Source organism: Neolewinella xylanilytica (assembly GCF_002934605.1).
Lineage (GTDB): Bacteria > Bacteroidota > Bacteroidia > Chitinophagales > Saprospiraceae > Neolewinella > Neolewinella xylanilytica.
On record NZ_PTJC01000007.1, the window covers coordinates 388,012 to 400,643 of the forward strand.

The 12,632-nt window shown below is 58.7% G+C and carries 11 protein-coding genes; 6 read left to right on the top strand and 5 right to left on the bottom strand.

What is annotated here, in order from left to right:
• Nucleotides 1-53 precede the first annotated feature (53 nt).
• Nucleotides 54-2,324: a PKD domain-containing protein gene (locus CLV84_RS19555; protein WP_104421524.1), complete on the top strand. Its 2,271-nt coding sequence runs from the start codon at nt 54-56 to the stop codon at nt 2,322-2,324.
• Between the two features lie 83 nt (nt 2,325-2,407).
• Here the strand turns inward: CLV84_RS19555 and pyrH are convergent, their stop codons facing one another.
• The 3 genes from pyrH to CLV84_RS19570 form a co-directional block, all read right to left on the bottom strand.
• Nucleotides 2,408-3,124, bottom strand: coding sequence for a UMP kinase (gene pyrH, locus CLV84_RS19560; RefSeq protein WP_104421547.1), 717 nt, complete (start codon nt 3,122-3,124; stop codon nt 2,408-2,410).
• A gap of 183 nt (nt 3,125-3,307) precedes the next feature.
• Complete coding sequence (gene tgt / locus CLV84_RS19565) at nt 3,308-4,441, bottom strand: tRNA guanosine(34) transglycosylase Tgt (RefSeq protein ID WP_104421525.1); 1,134 nt, start codon at nt 4,439-4,441, stop codon at nt 3,308-3,310.
• Nucleotides 4,442-4,474: 33 nt separating this feature from the next.
• Entirely contained in the window at nt 4,475-5,722 is a 1,248-nt protein-coding gene (locus CLV84_RS19570; protein ID WP_104421526.1) for a T9SS type A sorting domain-containing protein, read from the bottom strand.
• A gap of 99 nt (nt 5,723-5,821) precedes the next feature.
• Between CLV84_RS19570 and pth the strand changes: the two genes are divergently transcribed.
• From pth to CLV84_RS19585, 3 genes are read left to right on the top strand one after another with little or no spacing between them, the layout of a single operon-like run.
• Nucleotides 5,822-6,370 (top strand): aminoacyl-tRNA hydrolase, encoded by a 549-nt coding sequence (gene pth, locus CLV84_RS19575; RefSeq protein WP_104421527.1) that lies wholly within the window; start codon nt 5,822-5,824, stop codon nt 6,368-6,370.
• Between the two features lie 49 nt (nt 6,371-6,419).
• Nucleotides 6,420-7,904, top strand: a complete 1,485-nt coding sequence (locus CLV84_RS19580; RefSeq protein WP_104421528.1) for a phytoene desaturase family protein — start codon at nt 6,420-6,422, stop codon at nt 7,902-7,904.
• The gene (locus tag CLV84_RS19585; RefSeq protein ID WP_104421529.1) at nt 7,897-8,733 is read left to right on the top strand and encodes a phytoene/squalene synthase family protein; all 837 of its coding nucleotides are present in this window, start codon (nt 7,897-7,899) and stop codon (nt 8,731-8,733) included. The genes CLV84_RS19580 and CLV84_RS19585 overlap by 8 nt, the downstream gene beginning before the upstream one ends.
• A 156-nt stretch (nt 8,734-8,889) precedes the next feature.
• Here CLV84_RS19585 and CLV84_RS19590 read toward each other — a convergent pair whose 3' ends face one another.
• Complete coding sequence (locus tag CLV84_RS19590) at nt 8,890-9,858, bottom strand: amidohydrolase family protein (protein ID WP_104421530.1); 969 nt, start codon at nt 9,856-9,858, stop codon at nt 8,890-8,892.
• A 119-nt stretch (nt 9,859-9,977) separates the two neighbouring features.
• On the opposite strand from CLV84_RS19590, the gene CLV84_RS19595 reads away from it, so the two are divergent.
• Entirely contained in the window at nt 9,978-10,658 is a 681-nt protein-coding gene (locus CLV84_RS19595; RefSeq protein WP_245911567.1) for a carotenoid biosynthesis protein, read from the top strand.
• Nucleotides 10,655-11,788 (top strand): lycopene cyclase family protein, encoded by a 1,134-nt coding sequence (locus tag CLV84_RS19600; protein WP_104421532.1) that lies wholly within the window; start codon nt 10,655-10,657, stop codon nt 11,786-11,788. The genes CLV84_RS19595 and CLV84_RS19600 overlap by 4 nt, the downstream gene beginning before the upstream one ends.
• 529 nt (nt 11,789-12,317) lie before the next feature.
• On the opposite strand, the gene CLV84_RS21920 is transcribed toward CLV84_RS19600, so the two are convergent.
• A partial coding sequence (locus CLV84_RS21920) for a hypothetical protein (protein ID WP_170067791.1) occupies nt 12,318-12,632 on the bottom strand: 315 nt, incomplete at its 5' end.

Below are 12,632 nucleotides of genomic sequence, written 5' to 3' on the forward strand. Positions count from 1 at the left end.
CCGCTCCCGCCTGGCGTAGTGGTTCCGCCACCACCTTGTTAAGTCGATTAATTGTGAAAAAGACCTTTATTTCTTCCCGCCTCGTGGCCGGGGTGGCCGGGCTATGCCTACTCTTGCTACCCGGACGAGCCTTCGGGCAGCAAGTCATCGTAGATCCCGCTACGGAATACCAAACCATCACGGGCTTCGGCGGCGTCAACATGCCGGACTGGATTGCCAACCTCGACTCCTCCCTGGTCGCAAAGGCCTTCGGCAATGAGCCCTGGCAAATGGGCCTCACCATCCTCCGCATCAAGGCACCGTCGGATTCCGGCATTTACGAGCTACAGGTACCCGCGGCGCGGCAGGCGCATGATCTCGGCGCCATCATTCTGGCAAGCCCCTGGTCGCCCCCGGTAAACATGAAGACCAACAACGATATCGTACGCGGTGAGCTGTTACCCGAATACTACGACGATTATGCCGACCACCTGATGGGCTTTGCCGACTTCATGGAGGAAAACGGCGCCCCCCTGCACGCCATTTCGGTACAGAACGAGCCGGACTGGTCCGGAGCCACCTACGAATCCTGCGACTGGACACCCCAGCAACTGCTCACCTTCGTGAAGGAGCAGGGTGATAAATTCGCGGGCATCAACCTGGTTGCCTCCGAATCGCTGGGTTTCAACCACGCTTATACGGACCCCATCCTAAACGATCCGGACGCGGAGCAGCACCTGGACATCGTCGGTGGTCACCTCTACGGAGCGACCATCCGCGACTATCCCCTCGCCCGCGAAAAGGGAAAAGAAGTTTGGATGACCGAGCACTATACCGACAGCAATACCGACGCGAACGAATGGCCGAACGCCCTGGCCGTCGGCACCGAGGTGTCCGGCACCATGCAGGCCAACTTCAATGCCTATATCTGGTGGTATATACGTCGCTTTTACGGGTTGATCCAGGACGACGGAAACATCTCCAAACGGGGCTACGTCATGAGCCACTTTTCCAAGTTTATTCGTCCGGGAGCCGTCCGGGTCGATGTTACCCACTCCACCGGGGCGGATATCACCGCCTATAAAACCGATTCTACGCTGGTGGTCGTAGCCGTCAACTCGAGCGGCAACGAACTGAGCCTCGATTTCAACCTGGGTACGAACGCCTACGCCGAAATGACCGGCTACGCGACGGCGGCAACCATGAATATGGAACCGATAGGTACCTACCCGGTAGCCGATGGTGCCCTGGCGGTATCGCTGCCGGCCAATAGCATCATGACCTTCACGACCTTCACCGGTAAGGCGGGCGCGGTGGAAAACGTGCCCCCGGTCGCCGACGCCGGAGAAGATCAGCTGCTGACGGATAGTATGAATACCCTGGCGGTGACGGTTCATCTTGACGCCTCCGGCAGCAGCGACGCGGACGGGACAATTGCATCCTACAACTGGTCGCTGGTGGACGAACAGCTTTCCGCCGGGGCCATGGACTCCGTCGCGCTGGCACCGGGTAAGTACGACTTCGTCCTGACGGTAACGGACAACGACGGTGCCCGGGCCATGGACACCCTTTCGGTAACTATCCAGCGTAGCGATAGCTACGTGGATCCCGGGGTGTGGTTGGACGTGGAGTGCGGTACGGTCGGTAGCAACTGGGTGATTACGGAAGACACCGCCGCTTCCAACGGTGCCTATGCGGCCACGGCTACGGGCGTACAGATACTCGAGACCGCCTCCGAGGAAGCGGAGGATCAGATCGTGCTGAATTTCACCGTCGTCGACTCTACGTCCTATACCCTTTTCGGCCGGGTAAACGCCCCGTCGGCCGACGACGATTCCTTCTGGATCCGGATGGACGACGGCGACTGGATACTATGGAACAGCATTACCGGCGGCCCGGATTGGACCTGGGACGATGTTCACGATACCGATCCCGGAAACCCGGTCACTTACACACTCGACTCGGGCGCGCATACGCTGTACGTGGTCTTCCGTGAGGATGGAGCGCTCCTCGATAAGTTTTATCTAAGTCCCGGAACCACGCCGCCGACCGGCAAGGGAGAAGCTTCTGCGCTCTGCGAACCGACGAGTGTGGCCCGCGAGCCGCTTACGGAAACGATCGGGCTGTTCCCTAATCCGACGACCTCGACCTTCACCGTTGAAAGTCAGCGGGCATTCAGTGACCTCCGGATTATGTCGATTGACGGTCGGGAAGTTTGGAGCCAGCGCTTCCGTGAACCGACGTACCGCACCAAGGCCACACCGAATCTGCCGGTCGGTACCTACATTATCGTCACTTGGGGCGCCGAGGGAATGGGTACCGGCAAGCTACGCGTTGACCGCTAAGCGAGCAAGCCGTTAACGTACCACGCAGCGCCCGCTGGCTCCCGTCGTTTGTCCGGCGGGCGTTGGCGGGCGCTTGTTCGTGGTTAAATGTTGCTAACCAATGTCCCGACCTTCTCTCCGAAGATGATCTTCCGCAGGTTACTTGGCTCGTTGATATCGAAGACAATAATGGGCAGGTCGTTCTCCGCGCAGAGCGCGAAGGCGGCCTGGTCCATGACGCGCAGGTTCTTGTTCATGACATCCCGGAAGGAGATCTTGTCGTACCGAGTGGCGGTAGGATCTTTCTCGGGGTCGGCGGTGTAAATTCCGTCCACCCGCGTGCCTTTGAGGATGACATCGGCTCCGATCTCGTTGGCGCGGAGGGCGGCGGCACTGTCGGTGGTAAAGTATGGGTTGCCGGTACCTGCGCTGAAGATGACGACCCGCCCCTTCTCCAGGTGGCGGATGGCGCGGCGGCGGATGTAGGGCTCGGCGATCTGTTGCATCTCGATGGCAGACACCAGGCGGGTGAAGACGCCGTGGGTTTCCATCATGCTCTGCAGCGCCATGCCGTTGATGACGGTAGCCAGCATGCCCATGTAGTCGCCCTGGGTACGCTCCACCCCGGATTCGGCGGCGGATAGGCCCCGGAAGATGTTGCCGCCACCGATGACTACCGCTACTTCCACGCCGATATCGATTAATTCCTTGATCTGCTTGGTGTAGTAGGTAAGCATCTTCGGATCGATGCCGTACTGCTGGTCACCCATTAGGGTTTCACCGGACAGTTTGAGCATGATGCGGCGGTATTTCAGGGCCATGGTCATTCGGGATTTTGGCAAAGGTAGTTATTAGCCGCAAGTCGCTTTGCTCCTTGCTTGGTAGACGGGCTTTTGGCCCTTGGTAGACGCAAAGGCGCGTCGCTTTTTGCTTGGTAGACGGCCTTCGGCCTTGGTAGGGGCTTATTTCCTGCGCTCCGGCGCAAAAAGGAACGTTAGATTTGGCTAGAGGCGGCGCTCGAGCTGGGGGACCAGTTCATTTTTCCAGCTCAGAAAACTACCATCCAGGATGCGGGTGCGGGCTTCGCGGACCAGGGAAAGGTAGAAAGCCAAATTGTGCAGGGTAGCCAGTTGGCCGGCTAGCAACTCGCCGCAGCGGATTAGGTGACAGAGATAGGCCTTGCTGTGCACCTGAGAGGTCGGGGCTGCGTCGGGGCGGGCGTCGATGGCGGAATGGTCGTTCTTCCACTTCGCGTTCTTGATATTAATGATGCCGTCGCGGGTGTAGAGCATGCCGTGGCGGGCGTTGCGGCTGGGCAGGACGCAGTCGAACATGTCAACACCGCGGGCGATGCATTCCAGGATGTTGGCGGGGGTGCCGACGCCCATCAGGTAGCGGGGTTTCTGCTTTGGCAGGATGTCGCAGCACAACTGGGTGATGCGGTACATATCGGGGATGGGCTCGCCGACGGAGAGGCCGCCGATGGCGTTGCCGGGCTGGTCCTGGGAGGCAATGAATTCGCAGGATTGCTTCCGCAGGTCGTCGAAGCTTCCGCCCTGAACGATGGGAAACAACGCCTGGGAATGGCCGTACTTCGGCTGGCTATCCTGCATAAACCTCACGCAGCGTTCCAGCCAACGGTGGGTGAGGTGCATGCTGTCTTCGGTGTACTGGCGGGTGGAAGGGTAGGGGGGGCACTCGTCGAAGGCCATGACGATGTCGGCCCCGATGCTGCGCTGGATGCCCAGGCTACTTTCGGGGCTGAAGAGATGGCGGCTGCCGTCGATGTGGCTGGCGAAGGTGGCACCCTCCTCCGTGATTTTTCGTCGGTGTGCCAGGCTAAATACCTGGTAGCCGCCGCTATCGGTGAGGATAGGCCCGTCCCACTGCATAAACCGGTGGAGGCCGCCGGCGGCCTCGAGTACCTCGGTGCCGGGGCGGAGGTAGAGGTGGTAGGTATTGCCTAATATGATCTGGGCCTTTACCTGCTCCTTCAGTTCACGTTGGTGAACCCCCTTGACGGTCCCCAGGGTGCCTACCGGCATAAAAATGGGGGTCTGTAGGGTGCCGTGGTCGGTGGTGACGACGCCGGCCCGGGCGCCGGTTTCCTGATCGGTATGTAAGAGCGAAAACTGCATGGGGCGCGAAGGTAGTAAGCTTCGCCCCGACCGCTACCGTTTCAGGAGTCGGCCGCGGTAGCGATCGCCCTTTCCGGTCCGCAAGGAAAGAAAATAGGGACCGGGAGGGAGTTGGCGCAGATCGATTTGCATCCGGTCGTCGGTAGGCCGTCGGTGGCCACGCTGTACTTCCCTTCCCAATGCATCGATGATCGAATAAGCTATATCCAAGCCGGAAAAATCACGGTCGATGACCACTTGCTCCCGGACCGGATTGGGGTAAAGCCGCAACGTCTCCTCGAATTTGGCGGTGGTAGCGGACGTCAGGCCGCAGGCGGCTCCGGTAAGTTCCGCCAGGGGACGCTTCCAGATTCCGTTATCCACGGTGGACGCGTACAGGAAGGTGTCATCGGTGGCCAGGTGAATGAAAACCTGGGTGTTTTCCTCGCCGGCGCATAGTTGCTGCCATCGCTCGCGCTCTGCACTAAATTCATAGAGGTTGGAGGTTTCGTCGTCGGCATTCGTGGTGATGTAAACGGTGTTTCCCCCGACGATCTCCAGGTCCTGAATGTTTCGCTCTCCGTCGGGTAACCCTTCGCTGACGGTTCCCCACGTCACGCCACCATCCCCCGAACGGAATACCCCGTCCCCGGTGGTGGTAGCATACAGCTGCCCAGCCGCGGTGGTTGCGAGACGGTTGACCTGTAGCCCGCGTTCGGACATGCTGTGATAGGCCCAGGTCGCGCCATCATCGCCGGAGCGGAATACTCCCCCCGCCAATCCAAGAAGCAGCGTATCACCCAAGGCAAGCCCCGAGAGCAATACTTGATTAGGGTAGAGGTCCGGCCCGTCGACGGTGACTTCCCTCCAGGCGAGTCCGTCGGCGGAGCGGTATAGTTGGCCCCCGTCGGTAACGGCGAAGTGTTCTCCGTCGTCGTTGATGAAGATGTCAGTGAAGTGTGACAGCGAACGCGGGGCGGGATCGAAAGCGGCCGGCTGCCAGGTGTCTCCCCAGTCGGTCGTACGATACAGGCGGTTCGTACTGGTGGTCAGGTACAGCGTAGACTCCGTAACCAGTGCGTACGGCGCGAAAGGAAGACCGTCGCCTTCGGTGATCCATTCGGTGGTTTGCCCGCCATCGGAGGAAGTAAAAACGGCCCCACCGATGTTGACTACGATCTGATTACCGAATACATTTAGGTCGGTAGCGTAGTATCCGGACACGAAATTGGTCTGTGCCCATTGGCCAAACAGGGAGAGTTGACACAACAGCATAAGGGCGGTGTAGCCATACCGGGTCATAAAGTGAGCTTTAGGTAAGTACGGTGAAAATAGCCAACCTGCCAATTCCAAGCAGATTTGTCAATCGAACCACCGGCGGCATACGATTACCTTCGCACCATGAAATTCCTCATCGCCGGCCTCGGCAACCCCGGCCCCAAATACGAAGACACCCGCCACAACGTCGGCTTTCGGGTGCTGGAAGACCTCACCGACGACTGGAAATCGGAGAATCTGGGTGATGTCGCCCGCATCCGCCACCGGGGAAAACAGATCGTGCTGCTCAAGCCATCTACCTTCATGAACCTGAGTGGAAAGGCGGTCCGCTACTGGTTGCAGGCCGAAAAGATTCCTAAGGAAAACCTGCTGGTGGTCATGGACGACCTCCACCTGGAGTTTGGGCGCCTGCGCCTGCGCGGTAAAGGCAGCGATGCCGGTCACAACGGTTTAAAGGACATCGACCAGATGACCGGGGGAAACAATTACGCCCGCCTGCGGGTGGGGATCGGCAAGGATTTTCACCCGGGTCAGCAGGCCGATTACGTCCTCAGCGAATGGAATCCCGAAGAACGGGACGCCCTGCCGAAACTGGTGGAGGATGCCGCCGCCGCCTGCCTGAGTTTTTGTGCCCACGGGCTGGCCAATACCATGAGCGCGTACAACCGATAAACCGTTCCGGTAAATCGGTGTTACGCCCATACATTAACCCTCGCCCCGTTTGAAGTCAATTGCTACCGTGGTAGGGGCCGGTTTTGCCGGCCTGTCCGCCGCCGCCTACCTGGCGAAGGAAGGTTTTCAGGTGCGCCTCCTGGAAAAGAATGACGGCCTCGGTGGTCGTGCCCGGCAGTTTACCGCCGAAGGCTTCACCTTCGATATGGGACCCAGCTGGTACTGGATGCCGGAAATCTTCGAACAGTTCTTCAACGCCTTCGGGCACTCGGCGAGCGATTTTTACCATTTAGTCCGGCTAGATCCCAGTTACGAAGTCGTCTTCGGGGCCGAAGACCGGGTAGAGTTGCCCGCCTCCACCACCGAATTATTTGCCCTCTTCGAACGGCTCGAGCCCGGCAGCTCCGCCAACTTGCGCAAGTTCCTGGAAGAAGCGGAGTACAAATACCGGGTGGGGATCAGCGAGTTCGTCCACAAACCCGGCCACAGCATCCTCGATTTTGCCGACCTCCGGGTAGTGAAATCGGCCTTCCGCCTGCAAATGCTTACGGATATGGCCTCCTACGTCCGGAAATTATTCAAGCACCCCCAGCTGATCCAGCTGCTGGAATTTCCGGTGCTGTTTCTCGGCGCCACTCCGGCAAATACGCCCGCCCTATATTCCCTGATGAATTACGCCGATCTCGAGTTGGGTACCTGGTATCCCATGGGCGGGATGCACAAAATAATCGAAGGCATGGCCGCGGTGGCAAAAGAGCAGGGGGTGGAGATTATCGCCGGTTCGCCGGTGGCGGAAGTCCTGACCCGGGGGAACACCGTAACGGCCGTACGAACGGCCAACGGCGAGCAATACGCCACCGACGTGCTTGTCTGTGCCGCCGACTATCACCACTTCGAGCAGCAGGTGCTGGCGCCCGAGGACCGGGTATACACGGAAAAGTACTGGTCGCAGCGCACGATGGCACCTTCCAGTTTGCTCTTTTACGTGGGGCTGGACCGGAAAGTGCCGGACCTCCACCACCACACCCTTTTCTTCGACGCCGACTTTAACCGCCACGCCCACGAGATCTACGAGGAACCGGCCTGGCCGGAGGATCCGCTGTTTTACGTGTGTAGTCCTTCGGTAACCGATCCCGAGGTGGCCCCGGCGGGTTGCGAGAATCTGTTCTTTCTGCTGCCCCTGGCCCCGGACCTGGACGACAACCCGGACCGCCGCGAGCATTACTGGAACCTGATGTGCGACCGCCTGCAACAGCGTATCGGATTCGATATCCGGCCCCACGTGGTGTACCGTCGGGGCTACGCCCACCGGGAATTTCGGGAAGATTACAATGCTTTTCGGGGGAATGCCTACGGTCTTGCAAATATCCTGACGCAGACGGCCTTCCTGAAGCCTAAATTGCGGAGTAAGAAAATTAAGAACCTTTGGTACGCCGGCCAACTTACTACACCAGGCCCTGGTATGCCACCGAGCATCATCTCCGGCCAGGTGGCCGCCCGTGACATTATTAGAGCCCAGCCCGTCCATGCTTAATCTGTACCACCAAGTTTGTCGGGAGTGCGCTTCGTTGGTTACCCGCCGATACAGCACTAGCTTTAGTATGGGCATTCGCGTGTTCGACAAACCCCTCCGCGCACCGATTTACGGTATTTACGGCTTCGTGCGCTTTGCGGACGAGATCGTGGACACCTTCCACCACAAGGACAAGCAGAGGCTTTTCCAGCGGTTCCGGGAGGATACGTACCACGCTCTGGAGGAGGGGATCAGCCTGAACCCCATTCTCCAGGCCTTCCAGGAGGTTGCCCATCGGTATGGCATAGGCCGTGACCTGATCGACCCCTTCCTCGATAGCATGGAAATGGACCTGGACAACACCCGCTACGATCCATCCTTATATAAGGAGTACATCTACGGGTCGGCCGAGGTCGTCGGGCTGATGTGTTTGAAAGTCTTCGTGGACGGGGACACCGAAGAATACGATCGGCTCAAGGACTCGGCCTGCTCGCTCGGGGCCGCTTTTCAAAAGATCAATTTCCTGCGGGATATCCGCTCGGATTACCACGATCGCGGACGGGTTTACTTCCCAGGGGTCGATTACGAGAAATTCGACAACGATGTAAAGGCCTCCATCGAGGCGGATATCAAGGCCGATTTCGACCACGCCTACCAGGGGATTAAACAACTTCCCCCGAGCGCCCGTCTCGGGGTCTACCTCGCCTACGTATACTACACCAAGCTGTTCCAGAAGATCCGCAATTCCCCGGCCGGGCACGTCACCACCCGTCGCATCCGCGTAGCCGACACGCGAAAGGTGTACCTGCTGGCCAGCTCGGCGGTGAAGCACCGCTTCAACCTTATATAGGTATGGGTTCGGGCGCCGGAGCGCGGGAGAAACCTCCCTCCACCGGAAAGGAACCGTTCATAAAATTCATTCATGGCGAGTCCCGCGGTTTCTGTTTCGGGCGGATGCCATGCCTGCGTCACCGGGTGGCGAAGCTGAAGCTTCGCCACCTAGTTATCAGTCCAGGCGCAAGAAGCGGGCGGCATTGTTATAGAGGATGTCGCGTTTCTGATCCGCGGAGAGGTAGTCGGCCTCCTCGATCACCCCGAAGGAAGTTTCGAACATGCGGGGCCAGAACAGGAAATCGGTGCCGTACATGATCCGTTTGCCGAAGCCGGCCCGCACTAATTTTTCGATGACGTGGTTGACCTCGGCCAGCGGATAGCTCCAGATGAAGCCGGAAACATCCAGGTATACGTAGGCATGGGCCCCCATCAGCGCAATTAGCTCGTCTACCAGCGGGTAGCCGGCATGCATCACCCAGATTTTGAGCTTTGGATGCCGGGCCAGCATATCCTCGAGCAAGAGCGGATTGCCAAGCGACGCCCGGTAATTCGGTTGGGTAAGATTCGCCACGCCGTTGCCACCCGTTCCCATGTGGATGCCGACCGGTATGTTTAGCTCTTCTGCCACCGCGAAGTAGGGGGTGTAGATGGAATCGCTCGGAGACATACCCTGGTACTGCGGGGCTACCTCGGCGACCACTTTATAAAAGCCACTGCTTAGCGAATCCCGGAAATCGGCCACCGGCATATTCGGGTCAATGCCTATACCCGGAAGGATCCGTCCCGCTGGAGCGGCGTCGTGCCACTTATGCAGAATGGTCGGCGCACCGAAGGCCACCATGGTCATATTCATATCCCGGATCCGCCGCATGGCTTCCTCTTGCATCTCCCGGTCGTTGGCCGCGGCCGGCAGCGGGTCCGCGCAGTCGTCGGTAAAGAAGGCCGGCGCCGGATCGTTGGGGTCGCCACCCGGCATGTCCGTGAGGAACCAGGGACACAAGGCGCTGGAAAACGTCGGACTCACCGGTAGGGCATGCACGTGAATATCGATGATCGGGGGCGGGGAAGCGTCATTCTGCCCAAAAAGGGAGAAGGGCAAAGCGTAAAACGGGATACCGAGGGCAAGGGATAGCCGATACATAGGCGGAGGGATAGTGAATTTTGGTAAAAAGTACTGCGCCTTCGGTAGATTCAATGAAGGAAGTAACCCAACCATTTAGGGAATATGGCGTCTTTACCCTATCCGAAAACCAGGACGTCTTGCCGCACTCCCCCCCTTCAAACACCGCTTCCGACTTCCATAGCCTTGTTCCGGCCGAGCGATATCTCGCGGCGTTTCTCGTTTTCGCCTTCGCTTCCGGCGCTCTGGCGCATACCCTTCCCGCCGTTCTGCCCGTAACGCGGTATACAACGGATGGCCTTTTACTCGTACTGAACGGCCTGCTGATCTTCAGTCTGTACCGGCGTAATGGGGATGTTCGGTTGTGGCGCTGGTTATTCCTGGCTTACGCTTTCACCTTCGCCACGGAAGCCGTCGGGGTGGCTACGGGAGCCGTTTTCGGTGAGTACGCTTACGGGGCCACGATGTGGTGGCAGTGGTTGGGGGTCCCCTTCGTCATCGCGCTGAACTGGTGCGCCCTGACCCTCGCGACGAATGACCTGGCCGCCAGGGTGGTCGACGGCCCCCTGCCAACGGCCCTGCTCGCCAGTGCGGTCATTGCACTGTATGACGTTGCTATCGAACCGGTAGCCATCAGCCTCGATTACTGGCAGTGGGCGGATAACGTGGTACCCCTGCAGAATTACCTCATGTGGGCGGTCGTGGCCTTTGTCATTTCGCTACCCCTACAGTGGCTCCGCATCCGGTACCGAAGTCCTTTATTGCCCGTATATTTATTTGCGCAGCTGTTCTTCTTCATTGTCCTCAACGTCGCCCTATGAAATCGTATGATCTGGCCGTGATAGGAGGGGGACTGGCCGGTCTTAGCCTGCTCTACCACCTGCACCGTGCCGGTAAATTAGCGGGGCAGCGGGTACTGCTGGTGGATCCGGAGCGTAAGCAAGCCAACGACCGGACCTGGTCGTTTTGGGAAGCGGGAAGCGGGCCCTTTGAAGATATCGTGCTGCAGCGGTGGAAGGGCGTTACGCTCCACAATGCCGGGGCTAATTTGACCTGTGACTTGGGGGCCTTTACCTATAAGTTGATCCGTAGTACACACTTTTACGCGAAGACACAGGAGGCCATCGCCGACGTGGCCGGCCTGGAGCGGCGCTACGCACGGGCCACCGATATACGGACCATTCCGGAGGGCGTTCGGTTCGCGGTTGACGGCGAGACGGTTGTTGCAAAGCAGGCCTTCAGCAGCCTGCCGCATCCTTTGGATCACCGGGCGGTAAAAGCGCCCTACCTGGATCAGCACTTCCGGGGATGGTACGTGGAAACCGAGGAGGATACCTTCGATCCGGCCGTGGCTACCCTAATGGACTTTCGAACGCCGCAGCTCGGGCAGACGCGCTTCTTCTACGTCCTACCCTTTTCCGAGCGCCGCGCCATGGTCGAGATCGCCATATTCAGTAACGACCACCTAGAAACGCAGGAATACGATCGCCTCCTTGGGGAGTACGTCGCTGCTTACTGGACGAAGGGGGGCTACCGCATCGAGCATACCGAGGCGGGCAACATCCCGATGACCACCTATTCCTTTCCCCGGCGGGAGGGTAAGCTCATCCACATCGGCCTGGGTGGGGGAGATGCCCGCCCCTCCACCGGTTATACCTTTTATAACGTACAACGGAAGATGATGCAGATCGCGGAGGCTTATCCCCGCTTGCCCGATCTCTCCCCGTGGCCGGAGCGGCATCTACTTTACGATGCGACCTTGCTACGTCTCCTACAGAATGGTGTCCTCCCCGGCGATCAGGTGTTTGTCGGCTTGTTCCGTAACAATCCTCCGGAGCGGGTACTGGCTTTTCTGAATGGCGAGAGCAGCCTGGTGGAGGAACTGCGACTCATGTCGACGGTACCCCTTGCACCGTTTGCTTCGACTTTTGCAAAGGAGTTGCTTCGCTGATCGGATTGATGCGTACCCTCGCAGGTCGCCTCCTTCGTACAAGTATCGGGTGACGTTATCGCCGGACCTTATATACCCCCTGCTTAGATGCCGGAGAGGAGGCCAGGACTTCAGAGTGTGCTTGCACCTCTGAGTGTCCGAGAAGATGCGGCTTGGGTGCCGGGTAGCACCCTCGCAGGTCGCCTCCTTCGTACAAGTATCGGGTGACGTTATCGCCGGACCTTATATACCCCCTGCTTAGATGCCGGAGAGGAGGCCAGGACTTCAGAGTGTGCTTGCACCTCTGAGTGTCCGAGAAGATGCGGCTTGGGTGCCGGGTAGCACCCTTGCAGGTCGCCTCCTCCCCCTTGCCACCCTCCGAGGTGCTACAACCTTTGGGTGACGTTATCGCCGGACCTTATATATACCGTCTGATTAGATGCCGGAGAGAAGGCCAGGGCCTCAGAGTGTGCTTGCACCGCTGAGTGTCCGGGTAAAAAGGAATAAGGAAAAATTCGCCCATCGTTCAACCAACCTTTAGGTGGGGCGTTTACAATCCTGCGCCCCAACACTGGCAACTGCTTGCCGAATTGGCGCGCTCCCTTTTCAGGATGCTTTTCATCAAAAGCGTATGTGGCAACGGCCCCAGCGCGATGAATCCTTCGCCCCGAAAAGAATTGAAAGAAATAATCCAAAGGGCTTGCAAGTACGCGATCGTTGATCGTACCTTTGCGGCCCCCGCGAACGAGCGGCGGATGATTTTAGCTTGCGCGGATGTTTTCGAAAAGAAATTTTCCCAAACAGTTGCACGGTTAAAAAACTTGCTGTACTTTTGCAGCCGCTTTGGAAGCAAGGCGAACAAAAG